Annotated in this window: 13 protein-coding genes; 9 read left to right on the top strand and 4 right to left on the bottom strand. The window is 29.7% G+C overall.

What is annotated here, in order from left to right; all coding sequences use genetic code 11:
• Positions 1–27: 27 nt before the first annotated feature.
• Positions 28–1,407: a DUF3945 domain-containing protein gene (locus LBP67_06635; GenBank protein MDR2084653.1), complete on the top strand. Its 1,380-nt coding sequence runs from the start codon at positions 28–30 to the stop codon at positions 1,405–1,407.
• Between the two features lie 156 nt (positions 1,408–1,563).
• Positions 1,564–2,589, top strand: a complete 1,026-nt coding sequence (locus tag LBP67_06640) for a bacteriophage abortive infection AbiH family protein (protein MDR2084654.1) — start codon at positions 1,564–1,566, stop codon at positions 2,587–2,589.
• A 2-nt stretch (positions 2,590–2,591) separates the two neighbouring features.
• On the opposite strand, the gene LBP67_06645 is transcribed toward LBP67_06640, so the two are convergent.
• From LBP67_06645 to LBP67_06660, 4 genes are all read right to left on the bottom strand, one after another.
• Positions 2,592–2,870 carry a helix-turn-helix domain-containing protein gene (locus LBP67_06645; GenBank protein MDR2084655.1) on the bottom strand — a complete coding sequence of 93 codons (279 nt, stop codon included), beginning with the start codon at positions 2,868–2,870 and terminating at the stop codon, positions 2,592–2,594.
• A gap of 2 nt (positions 2,871–2,872) precedes the next feature.
• Positions 2,873–4,903 carry a toprim domain-containing protein gene (locus tag LBP67_06650; protein MDR2084656.1) on the bottom strand — a complete coding sequence of 677 codons (2,031 nt, stop codon included), beginning with the start codon at positions 4,901–4,903 and terminating at the stop codon, positions 2,873–2,875.
• Entirely contained in the window at positions 4,866–5,225 is a 360-nt protein-coding gene (locus LBP67_06655; GenBank protein MDR2084657.1) for a helix-turn-helix domain-containing protein, read from the bottom strand. The genes LBP67_06650 and LBP67_06655 overlap by 38 nt, the downstream gene beginning before the upstream one ends.
• Positions 5,226–5,528: 303 nt before the next feature.
• Positions 5,529–6,371 (bottom strand): RteC domain-containing protein, encoded by an 843-nt coding sequence (locus tag LBP67_06660; protein ID MDR2084658.1) that lies wholly within the window; start codon positions 6,369–6,371, stop codon positions 5,529–5,531.
• Between the two features lie 1,525 nt (positions 6,372–7,896).
• On the opposite strand from LBP67_06660, the gene LBP67_06665 reads away from it, so the two are divergent.
• The 7 genes from LBP67_06665 (at position 7,897) to LBP67_06695 (ending at position 17,051) form a co-directional block, all read left to right on the top strand.
• A complete protein-coding gene (locus LBP67_06665; GenBank protein ID MDR2084659.1) occupies positions 7,897–10,554 on the top strand; it encodes a hypothetical protein in 2,658 nt (885 codons plus the stop codon).
• A 154-nt stretch (positions 10,555–10,708) separates the two neighbouring features.
• A complete protein-coding gene (locus LBP67_06670; GenBank protein ID MDR2084660.1) occupies positions 10,709–10,924 on the top strand; it encodes a TIGR04149 family rSAM-modified RiPP in 216 nt (71 codons plus the stop codon).
• A gap of 80 nt (positions 10,925–11,004) precedes the next feature.
• A complete protein-coding gene (locus tag LBP67_06675; GenBank protein ID MDR2084661.1) occupies positions 11,005–11,829 on the top strand; it encodes a GLPGLI family protein in 825 nt (274 codons plus the stop codon).
• Positions 11,830–11,838: 9 nt separating this feature from the next.
• Complete coding sequence (locus LBP67_06680; protein ID MDR2084662.1) at positions 11,839–13,095, top strand: radical SAM peptide maturase; 1,257 nt, start codon at positions 11,839–11,841, stop codon at positions 13,093–13,095.
• Between the two features lie 11 nt (positions 13,096–13,106).
• Positions 13,107–14,351 (top strand): TIGR04150 pseudo-rSAM protein, encoded by a 1,245-nt coding sequence (locus LBP67_06685; GenBank protein ID MDR2084663.1) that lies wholly within the window; start codon positions 13,107–13,109, stop codon positions 14,349–14,351.
• Complete coding sequence (locus LBP67_06690; GenBank protein MDR2084664.1) at positions 14,352–16,553, top strand: peptidase domain-containing ABC transporter; 2,202 nt, start codon at positions 14,352–14,354, stop codon at positions 16,551–16,553. It begins immediately after the preceding gene.
• A complete protein-coding gene (locus LBP67_06695) occupies positions 16,554–17,051 on the top strand; it encodes a hypothetical protein (protein ID MDR2084665.1) in 498 nt (165 codons plus the stop codon).
• The last annotated feature ends 152 nt before the right edge of the window (positions 17,052–17,203 follow it).

Below are 17,203 nucleotides of genomic sequence, written 5' to 3' on the forward strand. Positions count from 1 at the left end.
AATTCAAATCAACAATCGGATGTATTATTGGCATTCGACAAGGAAAAGAAAACAATTGGAGTAGTCAAAGGTATTGACGAAAAAGGCGAATTGCAAACCGTCCCGCCGAAACAGGAACACAATAACGATTTCCTGAAAGTGGACAAAAATGCGAACTTGTTTGAGAATTTTTTCAAGAACTTTGCAAGTCAGTTGAAAGACCCGACACGTTTCAATTTCTTTAAAGTGGAAATTGGGCAGGCGGAACAGACAGCGAAAACGATGCAGAAGAATGTGAAAAATCCTACTCCGGCAGGCGATGAAATTTTGGGTAAGTTGTATGTGGAAGTGAAAGAACCGGAAAAACAATCCCAACAGCAAAGCGAATCACCGAAGTATTTCATTGACCCGAACAAAATTAATTGGGATGAACTTAAAAATCTGGGTATTACCAAAGGAGACCTTGAAAAATCAAAGGCATTAGAACCCATGTTGCGTGGTTACAAATCGCCATCAACATTTGCAATTGAAGCTAATCTGGGAACAGTTGTTATGAAAACCGATGCACGGCTTTCGTTTCGTCCCGACAAAGATGGAAATGTGGTATTGGCTATTCACGGAATCCGCAAACAGCCGGAATTGAACCGTCCGTACTTCGGTCATCAGTTTAGCGATGAGGATAAAAAGAACTTGAAAGAAAGTGGCAATATGGGACGTGTGGTAGATGTAAAGAATTATATTACAGGCGAAAACATTCCGTCTTTTATCAGTGTGGACACACAAACCAATGAATTGGTTTCCATGAAAGCATCATCGCTTAAACTTCCTGATGAAATCAAAGGTGTGAAGTTGGAGGATACCCAAAAAGCGGATTTACGAGAGGGGAAAGCGGTCTATTTGGAAAATATGATTTCAGCAAAAGACCAGCCTTTCTCTGCAATGGTTCAAGTAAATGCGGAAAAACGAAGCCTTGAATTTATCTTTCCCAAAGAGGAAAAACAAGTTCAACGGCAATCACAAGAACAAACTGTCCGTATTCCGAAAACACTTGCAGGAGTGGAATTATCCGAAAAACAACAAGCCGACTTGAAAGCCGACAAAACCATTTATGTAAAAGGCATGAAAGACGGAAAAGGGGAAGAATATAATGCGTATGTGAAAGTAAATCAAGAGAAAGGAAAGTTGGATTTTTATCAGTTCAATCCCGATAAGGCAAAAGAGAAAGCCAAAGAAATTACTCCGGCAGAAGGTCATAAAACCCAAGTGGCAGTTAATTCAGATGGTAAAACCAACGAAGCCACCAAACAAAGTAATGAGCCTTTGAAACCGGAACAGGTAAAACCCACCGAAAATCAACAGAAAAAGCAGGAAGAGAAACAGGAGCAGAAACAAGATGCTCCTAAGAAATCGAAAGGGCGAAAGATGTAGCATTCATTTCTTTGTGAAATTTGAAATAGCACCTAATAGAAATATTGGGTGCTATTTTTGTTTATACATTGTTATATTGCATAGAATAAATCCTTCAGAAAAAGGACAAGAGAGAATTTAATGTTATACTTTTGTAATAAAAATTTTATGATGGAAATGAGTAGTGATAGGTTATATGTTATAGGGAATGGATTTGATTTACATCATGGATTAAGAACTCAATATTCAGATTTTCAGGCATACTTGAAAAAACAAAATCCAAGTCTATTATACTTGTTAGACAGTTGTTTTTCAGTTGATTTATGGTCTGATTTCGAAAGCAATTTATCAAAATTGGATATAGCTGAAATATTTGCAGACAATGAAGATTTATTGCCAGATGATAATAGTGATAGAGATGGCGACAAATATGTGTTTATTGACAAAATGGAACAAATTAAAAATAATTTGACTGTTGGTTTGAGAGACGAATTGAGAAATTGGATATTAGCATTAGACTATCCATCAGATATAGATAGGATAAAATTAAATTTAGATACAAATGCAACTTTTTTAACCTTTAATTATTCCGACACATTAGAACGTCTTTACAAAATAAATTCCGACCATATTATACATATACATAATAAAGCAATATGGATAGATTTAGATAAATTCAGTCCCAAAGAACGCTCTATAATAGAAATTTCAGAGAGGTTTAAAGCTAAATTTCATGAGTTCTGGCCACAAGAATCAAAAATCAGGAGGAGCGTACTTGAAGATAATAGCGATATTATTATTGGACATGCTGTTAAAAATATTTCACTTGAAAGACCCACTACAACTCAAAAGGGAATAAACACTTCTTATTCATATGAAGAAGGTTTTGATATGATAAAATCGTATGACAATTATAAAAATACTGAACAAATACTAAATAAGAATAGGTATTTCTTTAACAATCTTCATTCTATCAATACAATAATCATCATTGGGCATTCATTATCAGATGTTGATATACCTTACTTTGAAGAGTTAAGTAATAAGGCAATAAAATGTGAAAAGTATAAAATTACTCACTATGGGGCTGAAAACTTAAAAAACATCCAAGTTCAATCTGCCAAATTTTTGAACATTAACCAGAATATTGATTTTGTTAATTTAGATGATGATATTGAAAACATCAGACATAATTTGAAATAATCTCACCACTTCTCCCTAATCAACCGATGCACATCCGATTCCTTGTAATAGCAACGACCATCATTCAATTTAATAAAAGGCAAAATTCCTTTTGTCCGATAGCGTTGCAGGGTGCGAGAACTGACTTTCAATAGGAACATCATATCTTGATTGTCCAATAATCTTTCTCCGTCTAAACAGTTTTGTTGAGTTGCCAAGCGTTCCACTTTTTTGTCGAGCATATCGAATTTGTCGAACATACGCTCCATAAAGGCTATAAATGTTTCTCTGTCAATATTCATGGTTATATAAGTCCTCTTGTAAAATAATTTTGATTGGAAATATCTTTGATGATAATTTCCTTTTCCCGCATAAAACGGATATAGCTTTTGGCGGTACGTTCCTTGACATCCATAATTTGCTGAATTTGTTCGCACAGGTCGATGTATGTGATAAATGTTTGTTGGTCAAATATTTCGCGGGCAACTCCAAGCAATTCTTTTTCTTTGCGTTTCTCTTTTTCTTCACGCGGTTTTTCTCCACGATATATGTGCATTCCGGCTTCCTTATCCCAGGAGAATTGCATTAACGGAACATCCAACGGGCTTCCTTCACGAACTTTCAAGGCTTTTACAACAGATGTAGATTGGTCATTATCCAACTCAATGGAAAGAATGGCGGAAGATTTCCGTTGCAGTTCCGAACCCAAATGACCACGTAATTTCAACCCATTAGGAACATAATGTAAAACGCAAACCATACAAGTCTGATAAATTCCTGCCAATCGGTAGAGTTCATCGACAACCCGCAGACTTTCGGCTTCATCGTTGGCGGAATGCACCAAATCGGCAATACCGTCAATAATAACCAATTGAATCCCGCCAAACTCATAATAGAACTTATCCATGCTTTGAACGATGGATTGCAAACGTTCTTTCCGCGACATTCCAGTCAGACAAAATGCTTTGAGTTCATCGGGTTTGTCGTTGAGTTTCGCTCGTTTCAACAAATTGGAAACGTTTTTAAATAACTGAACTTCGGATTGTTCGGTATCGTAAAGCAAAACCGCTTTATGTTTTTTATTTTCATTTACGATAATTCCCAATGTATCAACTGTATTGGAAGTTCGCACAGAACCCGCAACCAAAGAAGCAACATAGTTACTTTTTCCTGTACCCTCTCCGCCTGTAATGCAAAGGATATTTCCTTGTGTTCCCAACGGAACATCACCAGCCGAGATAATTTCTTGTGCTTTCACCGGCGGGTTGTCAAAATCTATTTCACATGATTTGAGCATGGTCATTGTATCGTTATAGAGTTTATCTAAAAAATCGAGAAACAGCCTCATAAATTCATCCCGACCGTTTCCGAGTTTGAAATAATCCGAAATATCCTTTTCTTCTTTCGTTCCCGAAAGCGGAAGAATCAGCCGTTTGATTCCGTATTCAGCCAATTGCTTTTCCTGTTTTGCCGAAGCATCCAATCCGGTTTTATCTACATCATATAATAGAATTATGTGTTTGAAACGAAAAGTGAGATTATGAATAATATCCTGCGGAATATGAACGGTTTCGCTATTGAAACAAATCGCATGAAATCCATGTGAAGCCAATGCCATCACATCTTTTTCGCCACCTGTAATAAACAATGTATCGCCCTTTGCCGGAAGTTGTTCCAAGCCGAAACAATAATTGTCGCCAATATCGCCGCCATATAAAAAGCGGGTTTGCGAAAACGGACGATATAATTTGATATATCGTTTTCCTTTGTAACCAAAAATGGGTTCTTCGGGGCAAGATGTTAATGTATAGGTTTTGCCTTCGGAATTTTCACTTTGAAATTCTTTAATTGAAGATACTTTGTAAGTATTGAGTATATCTTGTATTATACCAAATTGTTTCCAATACGATAATTCACTTTCCGAGAATCTTTGTTCTTTAAATAAAAATGGTTTTGATTCCCGCTTATGTGTAATATTATTTTCCGGCTTTTGAAACTTTGAAACAGCAAACTTATGCTTGTCATAGGATAAACCTAAAAACATATCATGATTAATAATGCTCAGGATTTCTTTAAAATCTTCCAGTCTATTACAGTCTAATCCTTTCAATATACCGACAAAGAAAAAACAATCTCCACTATAATCATCATTGCCGAAATCTTTTAAGCGATAGCAATCGCTATTACGGTCAAAAAACACATTGCAAGAAGCTCTATTATCTTCGTATAAAGGATTTAAAAAGTTTCTTCCTATACGAAATGTGGTAGGAATATAGTATCTGAAAACATCTAAACCCTTATTTGTTTTTCTTAGCAATTCTTCTTTGTTTAGCATATGCTATGTGATTATCAATTAAATTTTGAAATGTTTCTTGATTAGTTCGAATTAATTTTTCGTTTAGCATTCGTTTTATTTCGGCTATTGTATAATAAGTTTTTCCTGAAATAAGAGAATAAGAGATTAATCCTTTTGAACGAAGCCTTTGTAGTGTTCTTTGACTGATATTTAGAAACGTACAAACTTCATAACTATCTACCCATTCTTCTTCTAAATTTAGAAAATCTTCCTTACGATGTTCTGCAACAAATTCAGCAATAGAATTGATTTTATCAATTAACTCTTTATATGCTTTTGATTCTATTATTATAACATCCATAATTATTTGAATTAAATTTTTGCAAAAGTGAAGTCTTTTTTTTATTTGAATTCCCAAGATCAACCCAAGTTGGGAAAGATTTTTTCAAATTAGTTTTGGATCAATCTGTTCTGAAAATAAAAGAATTATAATCAGTTGACACTTCAATCGAAGTTCATTGAAACTATTTATGATAAATTTCTGTAAGTTAATGTAAGAGAGAGTGTTATTGGGTGGAAATTTACTTATTAAAACCCAAGTTGGGAAAAATTCTAAAAGGATATTATTAAGAAATTTTAAGAGAATGAATTTGATAATTATATTTTAAGCATCAACTTCATCCATCCGCTCATTAAGAACTTTTACTAATTTGTTTAAATAAATGGTTCGTTCGTTTTTTCTGTTTCGAATTTCAAGAAATACATGATATATGTCGTCAAGTTCAATATTGAAAACCTTCTCAAACATAAATGCCAGAGTTTTCAAATCTATATTACCAGAATTGACGCTTTGGGCTGAATGTATGGCATATATCAATTCTACTAAAGCAACTTTTTTATCTGTCCATTTCTCATTAGATTGAAATTCTGAGAATTTTTCCGGACTATGTTTTTTACGTTCAATTTTTATCAATTCATTATTAATATATGCTGCCAGCATATCATTAGCCAATAATTTAGTAAGTTTGAAATCGTATGCGGTTGAAAAACAAGAGTCCATTTCAAAATAAAAACTATCTTTATTTAATGTAATTTCTTTTATACCACGAATAAAATAAAAAGAATCTGCAACTGTTCTTCCGGAGCGATAATATTGAATAAATTCCGTATTTCTACTATAAAAAATATTTATTTGCTCTAGTTCTTTTTCAAAATATTCTTTTTGAGCTGCAAATCCGGTGATTGGACGTTGCAATTCTATATGATATGTATTTTGATAATATATCAGCTTGCAAAATAATTTTGGCTTTATTTCTTTGAAAAAGAATATTTCCTCTTTTTGATCTGTAAATCCATGCTTTGATACTACGCTTTTTAGTTTATCATAACCGGATTCTAAAATAGAAATAATACAAGGAGCATCTTTTATTATATCTGTTATTACAGTTTCTTTTGCTTTAACTTTGTTTTCAACATCTTTTACAATGTTTTTAATCTCTTTTTTCATATTAAATATTTATTTTATAAATAATCAATGCTTTGTTTTAAATGAGATATTCAACAATATAAAAACATTGAATATATATGTCCCTATTCTATTATATTTCTCTATGCTATTGCATAATAACCGACTTTTTACACTATTTCTATCTTCTATTAATTATATTTTAAGGCTCGTTATATGAATGCGTATAACTTACTTTTTCTGTTTTGAAAATATTTAGAGATAATATATATAATTTAATAAATCATTATAATAATAAAAGTTATTTGTATAATACTACGAAATAGGTCTTAAAAAGAATAATAGATAAGAATTATAAAAGTAGCTATCCAAAATGAAAAAGATAACTTATATATAAGACTTTTCCCCCTATTCATATAATTTTTAATATTTGCTTTTACAAAGTTAGTATCTTTACTAACAGGTACAAAAAATTTAAAATATTTTTACTTTAAATTTTGTTATTAATATAAATTTTAATGATTGTATTATAATTATACTTCTATGTTTTTTGTCTATAATTCTGTCAAATAGTGATTATTTTGTTGCATATAGTATATTGAAAAAATATTTTTTTTTAAAAAAATGTTGCATATAAAAAAATAATATGTATTTTTGAAGCAAATTTAAAATGAAAAGGACGTGTCAAAAAGAAAAAAATATAGTGATATTTTATCTTTTTTCCCTAAGGGAAAAGATGTTTCATTTTTTACAGAAGCAAAATTAAGAAGAAACTTAAACGGGCAAATTTTAAATTCTTTCCATTTATATTTCTTTCCAAGTATTAAGTTTATTGAAACTAAAATAAATTATATCTGGCACCACATATTAGTTTTATACAAAACCAATATCGACAATCGTTGCCCTGCATAATTAATGCGGGGCAAATTTAGGTCAACATTCTTTAAAAGTCGGTAATCACAACCTTAAGCTATTAGAATTAGGAATTAGAAGTTTTTATTTTTATAAACGTACGCTCATTATAGCAAAATAAGGTTATGTCCCCCCTAGAAGATATGGATTTTTGATGAAAAATACATTTATCAGATTGAAGTTTAAAAGACAAGTAACTGCAAGTATTGTTTCACTCAAAGATAAAAGTGGAAGAACTCTAAAATGTAAAGCATTATAAATAATAATTTATTTAAATGCTTAAAACAAAGTTACCAAAATTAAAGTAAAGAAACTTAAAACATTAGTCGAAAAAGAACCATAAAACTTAATTAAATAAAATTTTCCATGAAAAAAGTCTATCATTTACTAATTCTAATGTTGATTTGTAATAAGTACAAGAATGAAAATGTAACTAAAATTTTAAGAAGATTTTAAAACAGTTAGATTATGAAAATCTCATTACTCATAATAAAGTTATAAAAATGAATGGGAATAATTTGTTACCTAATTACTTATTTTCTATATCTCCACAATTCCTTTATGTTTATGTGAATGGTAGTTTAATTCTCTGAACACTTTGATTTTAATGGTTTGTCTTTTATGGATTATCAAATATATGTAACCCAATAAAAAAATGAAAAAAATAGGTTTGTTTTTTTTAATTATTATAGCTTATTGTACATTTAGTACGATATATGCTCAAACTATTATAAGTGGGAAAATATCTAACCAAGAAAATAAATCCGTACCAAATGTTTCAGTAACCTTATTGAGATCTGCTGACAGTACTATTATTGCTTATAATATCGGCGATGTTAATGGAGAATATACCATTTATTATTCAGGGCAAGAAAAAGAATTATTATTAGCTGTTTACGGATTTAATGTTAAGCGGCAGATTAAAAAAATCATTAATGAAAATCAAGTAGTAGATTTTGTTATAATTGAAGAAGCAATTGAACTGGGAGAGGTAGTAATAAAAGCAGACAAAATTTGGGGAGGAAGGGATACAATAAATTATGCTGTAGAATCTTTCAGAGATTCTACCGATATTGTTATTGCTGATGTTTTGAAAAGAATGCCGGGAATTGAAGTAAAAGAAAGTGGCATAATAGAATACCGTGGAAAACCTATCAGTAAATTCTATATTGAAAATATGGATATGTTACAAGGGCGTTACGGTATTGCAACAAATAATATTAGTGCTGCTGATGTAGCTACAGTCCAGGTACTTGAAAATCATCAACCGATTAAAACTCTTCAAGATATTGATTTTACTGATGACGTTGCTCTTAATATTAAACTTAAAGATGGGGCGAAAGGTATATATTCAATAATGGCTGACCTCGGAGTCGGCATTGATTTTAATAGTAAATTCTTGTGGGATGGAGGACTTACTGGGATGTATTTTGGCAAAAGAAGGCAAAACATTTTATCTTATAAAACAAATAATTCCGGCAATGATATTTATAAAGAGTTTCAATCTCATCTTTTTGACGAAAATATAGGTATCCAACCACTATCTTCTATAATAATGCCCTCTCCTCCACAAATAAACAAAAACAGATATTATTTTAATCAAGGACATGGCTTAACTTTTAACACATTACTAAAATCAAAAATGGATGATGAGTTTATAATTAATTTGGTCGGATATATTGATGTTGATGATAGAAATAGCCAATCTAATACGATTTATTTTATACCCGGTGAAGATACGGTTTTTATTAATGAGAAACTTATATCACATACTTCAATAAATAAATTAGAAGGTGATTTTACATTTAAAAGAAATAATGAAAAGAATTATCTTATTAACACTTTAAAATTTGACGGAAGTTGGGAAAATAGCAACGGAAATATTTTTACAGATGAGTTAATTGAGCAAGAATTTAATCACAGAACATTTAAAGCTTCAAATATATTTAATTGGATTAAAACCGATTTAAATAAAAAAGGTATTGAAATTGACTCAAAAACATATTTTCAGTCGCAACCATATCAATTAACAATTTCTCCCGGGGTTTTCAATGATATCCTAAATGATTCTACTTCATATAATGCGGTAGAACAAGATATTTTGTTTACATCTTTTGAGACACACAATGCTATGCGATTCTTATCATCCTTAGTATGGAAATTTATTCGTGTTAATCCTGCACTCTTTCTATCCATTGAACATCAATCACTTAATTCAGACATTTATACGGCCTTAACGGATACTAATTTTATTTTACTTACAAATGATTCATTGAATAATGACATAAGTTGGTTACGGGCAAAAGCAGGAGGAGCTTTAAGGTTCGATTTTAATTATCGTGGACTTAGTGCTTGGATTAATTTACCTTTATCATACCAATATATATCATTATTAGGAGAAGAAGAAAATCATCAAAAGCAACATAAACTTCTATTTCAACCTTCTTTAAGATTTAAATATTTGTTTTCTAGTCGCTGGGAATTAATAGGTTCTTGGAATTATTACAATTCTAGTCCGAATCTAAGTACTCTTTATTCCGGATATATTCTTCAAAACTATCGTACTTTGAGCAGATACGAAAATAGGCTCAGCGATTCTTATGGAAATTTTATATCATTAAAATTATCATATAAAAATATTATGGATTTTATTTTTGCAGATATAGAATTCAGTTATAATAACTATCGGAATGAAGTTATGTATGCTCAAGAATTTGAAGGAGCATTAATGAAAATTCATCTTGTTGAACTTGAAAATAAAGGGAATTATATAGGACTGACCGGACGATTAAATAAAGGATTTAACTGGAAAAAACTTTCATTTAATGCAATGTTATCTTGGGGTAAAGGCAATACTCCCTTATTAAGGCAGGATCAGTTAGTAAAATATATTAATCAAGGAATTAATACAAATTTAATTATTTCATTAGCCATTACTAATAAAATAGGATTCGCAAATAAGTTGAGTTTGAGCAGGGTTGCCGGAATTGTTGACGGAGAAACAACGCTTGACCCCATGATTAATCTTATTAACGCAGCCAATTTGGATTTTACAATATTGAAGAATTTGACTTTTAGTGCTTCCTTTGAATATTATTATATCAAAAATGCAGAAATCAAACAAAATTTCTATTTATTCGATATCGGGATAATGTATAATTTAAAAAGAATTCGGCTTCGTCTTGAATGGGATAATATTTTTAATACCAAGAGTTATATTTACTCATATTATGGTAATTTAAGTACATATTATTCCGAATATATAGTCAGACCATCGTCAATAATGTTAAAAGTACAATTTAAATTACTATAATATGAACATGGATATTTGGCATTTATGTAAAACGAACTTAGGCATTTAAGCCTTTGTCTGTATTGCAATGTGGCAGGCAAAGGCATTAAACACCCACATTTGTAAAACACATTGCGAAGATATTAATTTTTATAAACTTTAAATAAGATTTATTATGAATAAAATTAAATTAAACAAAATAACTAAAAATCAGCTAACTAAAGATGAAATGCAATCCTTAACAGGAGGCGATAAAGTTCAAGTCTGTGGTTGCGGTTGCTGTTATTCAGGTTCAGGAGGTTCTTCATCTTCTGCAAACGCAAGTGCCAATATTTCATCGGGATTTTACAGTCCTGCTTGTGAAAATGTTTGGTATGTAGTTGCTAAATAGTAAACCGGAGAGGCTGTCAATAAATAATTGGCAGCCTCTTAATAATGATTTTAATATTATAATTTAAATTAATTTGTATTATGAAACGAAAAAAAATATTTACCACTGTTCTTTTATTCTATTGCGTTACAAATTTATTGGGACAAACCATTGTTCCATCAAAACTTATTAATGAATATAATGTTTTAGATACTAGTATTATTAGAGTTGCATATTCTCTTGATATAATCAATAATATAGAAAAACCTCTTGATATAACTAATGATATAATATATCTGGAAATTGGTGATAAATTATCTAAAAGTTACAGCTATACTTTATTCTCGTATGATTCCATAGCGACTGTTCAATATTATAAAGGAGCTAAAGCATTTCCATTATGTCAAAAAACAATATTACCGATGGAAGTATTCAAGAATTATCTACAAGGTCAGAACACTATTATATATCGTTCGCCTTTCGATGGACCTATTTATTTATATTTAGATGATTATTGTAAATTTAATTGGAATATTAGTTCAGATCTGAAAGAAATTTTAGGTTATCAATGCCAAAAAGCAACATCTAATTTTAGGGGAAGAATATGGGAAGCATGGTTTACTAATGAAATACCCATTTCGGATGGACCGTGGAATTTTTGTGGACTTCCTGGATTAATTCTTGCAATTTCAGATTCGGAACAACATTATTCCTTTACCTGCATAGGCATTGAAAACACAAAGGTTCAAATTGTTATGTGGGACTGGATATATGAGAAAACAATAAGAGAGAAATTAAATAAATATTTAATTAATTTTCACAACAACCCATACAGTTATATGCAATCTACACTTAGAGTATCCGGAAAATCAGAAGCTGAATTGAAAAAATATTCATTTCCATATAATCCGATAGAATTAGAATAAATAATTATTATGATACAAAGAAAAGCTATTACAAAAGGACAAATAATATCTTCATTAATTAATACACCACAAATTACATTTGAAATTACAGATAAATGCAATCTTAAATGTGAATATTGCAGTTATGGACAATTATATTCTGATTATGATTCAAGAGAAAATAAAGACCTGGATATAGATAAAGCTATTCGCTTTCTTGATTATTTTGTTGAATTATGGGATTTGTCATCAAGCAATTCAATAAATAATTCTGTATATATTAGTTTTTATGGTGGTGAACCTTTATTAAACTTTTCATTTATTGAAACTGTTGTAAATTATATTAATAAAATCAAGGATAGTAAACGTAAGTTTATATATAGCATGACAACTAATGGTATTTTGTTGGATAAATATATTGACATCTTAGTTGCTAATGACTTTAGCCTACTTATAAGTTTAGATGGAAATGAATATTGTAATTCTTATCGTATTAATAAATTAGGGAAAAACTCTTTTACACATGTTGTAGAAAATATAAATAAACTAAAGTCTAAGTACCCTAATTATTTTGCTAATAAAGTTAACTTTAATACGGTATTGCATAATCGTAACTCGGTTGCTGAAATTTATAATTTTTTTCATCAAACTTATGATAAAGTTCCAAGCATTGGTTCATTAAATGACATGGGTATTAGGGATGATATGAAAATAAAATTTATACAAATGTTTCAAAATGTGACCGAGAGTCTTATGCAATCTGAAAATTACGGAGAATTAGAAAATCAAATGTTTTTATTAAGTCCTACTTACCACTCAGCAACTGTATTTTTAATGCAAAACTCGCCATATAAATATGAGAACTATAATGAGTTATTATTTGGTAAGTATAAAAACGAAAAAATAATGCCATCTGGCACTTGTATACCTTTTTCTAAAAAAGTTTTTATAACCGTAAACGGTAAAATTCTTCCTTGTGAAAGAATTGGGCATCAATTTGCTTTAGGAACAATCGAAAAAGATTATATTAATTTAGATTTCGAGGAAATTACACAAAAATACAATGTATATTATTCAAAGATTTCTCCACTATGTAATAAATGTTACAATGCAAAAACATGCATCCAGTGCATTTTTAATATACCGGAAATTGAAAAGTCAAAATGTAATTGTAAAGGTTTTATGAATAACGAAATGTATGAAACTTATAAAAACTTACAACTAAGTTTTTTTGCTCGACATCCTGAAGCATATAATAAAATAATGAGCGAAGTTATTTACAAATAAAGTTAAAAAAAATGTCAAATACAATTATTAATGCATGGTTTACTTTAAATAAAGATGTTTATGTGTCTTTCAATTCATCCATAAAAATAATTCTCTATAATACTATCAATGGAAATTCATTTATAACTTCTAATGCAGTGCATATCAAACTAATAAAAGAAGTTTATAATCCGGTTAATCTTGGTGTCGTTGATTTGGGATTATATGATATTGCCGATGATAGTATTTATGATTTTATTGATGAAATAACTAAATTAAATATTGGCATAATTATCGAAAAAAAATCTGAAAATAAACCGATGAATTTTCTACCTATTTTATGCCTGCAAAATGATATTGAAAAGTTACAACAATCAAACCAAGAATATTTAATAGGAGATAACATAAGCCAGTATCTACATTCAATTAATTTAATAATATCTAATAAATGTAGTCATAATTGTACAGGATGTGACATTTATTACAAACAAATCCCCTCTTGTTCAAAATTGTCTGATGTATCTTTTATGCCATTGCATATCATAAAAGATATTGTGATAAAATCTTCCTATTTACAAGTTAAAAGAATTAACATACTTGGTGGAAATATTATATTTCACCCTGCATGGAATGACTTATTGGATTTTCTCCAAGAATATGATTTTAGCTATCATTTATGGTTTAACTTAAACCAAATTAATGATCCTTATTATTTATTATCTCTACCTTTCAATAAAGAAATAAATATCTCTATGCCTTTTGAAAATAATACTTTATTAGAAATGATAGAGTTAGTAAACACTAAAAAAGATTTTACTTTTAATTTTCTTATTGAAGATTTATCACATTTAGAGCTAATAAATAATATATCTAATAATTATGAAATAAATTCTACGATTTCACCCATTTATAACAAACAAAATCTTCAATTCTTTGAAGAAAATGTCTTTTTGGAGGAAAGTGATATACTTTCAGAAGTCATAGAAATGAGAAAAATTTTTTGTAATCAAAAATTGAATTCAAACTTTTTCGGTTCCTTATATTTTTTGCCTAATGGGGAAGTAAAAGCAAATATGAATTGTCCGACTATAGGTTATTTCCAAAATCAATCTATTGTTGAGCTAATATATAATGAATTAGTTAACAACACAACTTGGCGTAGAATAAGAGATGGCGAAAAATGCCAAGAATGTATATATAGATTTCTATGTCCGCCAACTAGTAATTACGAAATTGTTTTAAAGAAAGAAAATTTATGTAATTTATTTAACTCATAAATGAGATTTAAAACATATATTCAACCGGATGCTATGGACTGTGGTGCTACTTGTCTTAGGATGATTGCAAAGTATTACGGTAAAGATTTTGATTTTGCATGGTTAAGGGAGAAATGTTTTCCCACTCGTCGAGGTACATCTCTTTTAAGTATCAGTGAAGCTGCGGAACAAATTGGATTCCATACTATAGGCGTAAAAATTAATTGGGAACAATTAATAAATGATATAAAATTACCTTGCATTATACATTGGGATCAAAAACATTTTGTTGTCATATATGATATAAAGCATAAAAGTATATTTAGAAAACATCAGAAGATATATATAGCTGATCCCGGAACAGGAAAACTTTCTTATAGTAAAGATGAGTTTATGCAACATTGGGCAAACACGAATGTAGATAATGAACAAACCGGCATCGTTTTAATTCTTGATCCTACACCTGATTTTTACAATAATAAAGAAAAAAAAACTCGTAACAGTATTAAGTTTTTATTAAACTACTTCGTTAAATATAAAAAGTTTTTCGCTCAACTTATTCTTGGGTTATTATTAGGCAGTTTATTTCAATTGTTATTCCCATTTCTTACTCAATCAATAGTTGATATCGGTATAAAAAATCAAAATATTAATTTTATATACCTTGTGTTATTAGCACAATTTGTCCTTATAATTAGTCGTACTTCTGTTGATTTTTTACAAAGTTGGATATTACTGCACATAAGCACTCGTATCAATTTATCCCTTGTTTCTGATTTCTTTATCAAACTAATGAAGCTTCCAATGAGTTTCTTCGACTCAAAACTTATTGGGGATTTATTACAGCGTATTTCAGATCATAGCAGGATTGAACGCCTCCTCACTACCCAATCATTAAGTATTATATTCTCTGCATTCAATTTTATAATTTTCAGTATTGTATTATGGATTTATAGTTTTAAAATATTTTTGATATTCTTAATCGGTAGTATTATTTATACAATCTGGACTTTATTTTTTCTGAATAAGCGTAAGAAGATTGATTATAAATACTTTGAACAAGCATCAATAAGTCAAAGTAAAACTTATCAATTAATAAACGGTATGCAAGAAATCAAATTGCAAAATTGTGCACAGCAAAAGCGTTGGGAATGGGAGGATGTTCAGGCAGATCTGTTTAAAATAAGAATTGATTCATTAAAAATTGAGCAAATTCAAAGTATCGGAAGTGTTGTTATAAATGAGTCAAAAAATATACTAATTACTATCATTGCTGCAACTTCTGTTATACAAGGTGAATTAACTCTGGGGATGATGCTCGCGGTTCAATATATTATCGGTCAGCTTAATGCTCCAATTGAAAAAGCTAGTCAGTTTATTTATGAATATCAAGATGCAAAGATAAGTTTAGAAAGAATTAATGAGATACATAACAAAGATGACGAAAATGCAAATAAAACAAAAGATAGAATTTCTCTCTTAACAAAAGATATTAATGTTTCAAATCTTACATTTCAATATGAAGGTCCGAATTCGCCAAAAGCATTAGATGATATAACATTGCAAATCCCAGAAGGGAAAGTTACTGCAATTGTTGGTGCGAGTGGAAGCGGTAAAACAACTCTAATCAAACTTTTTTTGCAATATTATAAAATTATTTCCGGTGAAATAAAAGTGAGTGGCATTAGTCTTAATGATATAAATACAGATTGGTGGAGAAATCGTTGTGGAGCAGTAATGCAAGACGGATATGTTTTTTCAGAATCAATAGCTCGGAATATTGCCGTTTCAGACGATGTTATTGACACAGACAGGTTGTTATTCGCCGCAAAAACTGCAAACATTCATGATTTTATAAATTCTTTACCATTAAAATACAATACAATCATCGGACAAGAAGGGCAAGGAATAAGTCAAGGTCAACGTCAACGAATATTAATAGCAAGAGCTGTATATAAGAATCCGGATTTTATATTCTTAGATGAAGCCACGAATGCGTTAGATGCTAGTAATGAAAGTGTCATTATAAGAAATCTTGAGCAATTTTACAAGGGAAAAACTGTAGTAATTGTTGCACACCGCCTCAGTACAGTAAAAAATGCAGATCAAATAATTGTACTTGAAAAAGGGGAAATAGTTGAAACAGGTAACCATGAGTCTCTTATAATAAATAAAGGCATATATTATAATTTAGTTAAAAATCAGCTTGAATTAGGAAATTAAATGGATAATGACAATAACATAGAATTACGTAGCAAAAAGATACGAAATATAATAGGAGAAATCCCTTCATATTTAAGCAAAACCGGATTTGCAATCTTGATTTGTTTGTTTGCGGTTTTTATTTTAATCTTATTCTTTTTCAAATATGATTACTATATAAAAACAACCGCATATATTATTCCCAAAGAAAATTCTATATTGGAAATTAAAGTCAACATTCCTGTCAATCAAATATCAAAAATAAATAATGAGCATTTAATAACAATATTATTTGATAATATTCCAAATATAACTGAACAAACAATGCAACTTAAAGCTAAAGAAGTTTCATCGGAAATAAATGTATTAACTTCAGGCGGATATTATTGTATGGATTTTATTGAACATAATCCATTATGTATAGATTCAGTATTAATTACTATTTGTGAACCTTTAACTCTTAATGCAGAAATTTACATCGGAAAGATTCGATTATTTGATAAAATATTTACTCATTGATAAAAATAAACATTTATAATTTTTTCATACTGTAATACAAATGGTTTATCATCCAATTTTAGACAGAAATAAATTATTTTTTCAGGACAAGTCATTAATTAGGTCGAGTAGGCCTGAGCATTTCAGCCCAAGCCTCTCACAGAACCGTACGT

This window comes from Bacteroidales bacterium, assembly GCA_031276035.1.
In the GTDB taxonomy this organism is placed as follows: domain Bacteria; phylum Bacteroidota; class Bacteroidia; order Bacteroidales; family BM520; genus RGIG7150.

Excerpts from the sequence above, each read along its gene's own strand:
- LBP67_06640 (MDR2084654.1), top strand. The coding sequence starts at position 1,564 with ATGAGTAGTGATAGGTTATATGTTATAGGGAATGGATTTGATTTACAT.
- LBP67_06645 (MDR2084655.1), bottom strand. The coding sequence starts at position 2,870 with ATGAATATTGACAGAGAAACATTTATAGCCTTTATGGAGCGTATGTTC.
- LBP67_06650 (MDR2084656.1), bottom strand. The coding sequence starts at position 4,903 with ATGCTAAACAAAGAAGAATTGCTAAGAAAAACAAATAAGGGTTTAGAT.
- LBP67_06655 (MDR2084657.1), bottom strand. The coding sequence starts at position 5,225 with ATGGATGTTATAATAATAGAATCAAAAGCATATAAAGAGTTAATTGAT.
- LBP67_06660 (MDR2084658.1), bottom strand. The coding sequence starts at position 6,371 with ATGAAAAAAGAGATTAAAAACATTGTAAAAGATGTTGAAAACAAAGTT.
- LBP67_06665 (MDR2084659.1), top strand. The coding sequence starts at position 7,897 with ATGAAAAAAATAGGTTTGTTTTTTTTAATTATTATAGCTTATTGTACA.
- LBP67_06670 (MDR2084660.1), top strand. The coding sequence starts at position 10,709 with ATGAATAAAATTAAATTAAACAAAATAACTAAAAATCAGCTAACTAAA.
- LBP67_06675 (MDR2084661.1), top strand. The coding sequence starts at position 11,005 with ATGAAACGAAAAAAAATATTTACCACTGTTCTTTTATTCTATTGCGTT.
- LBP67_06680 (MDR2084662.1), top strand. The coding sequence starts at position 11,839 with ATGATACAAAGAAAAGCTATTACAAAAGGACAAATAATATCTTCATTA.
- LBP67_06685 (MDR2084663.1), top strand. The coding sequence starts at position 13,107 with ATGTCAAATACAATTATTAATGCATGGTTTACTTTAAATAAAGATGTT.
- LBP67_06690 (MDR2084664.1), top strand. The coding sequence starts at position 14,352 with ATGAGATTTAAAACATATATTCAACCGGATGCTATGGACTGTGGTGCT.
- LBP67_06695 (MDR2084665.1), top strand. The coding sequence starts at position 16,554 with ATGGATAATGACAATAACATAGAATTACGTAGCAAAAAGATACGAAAT.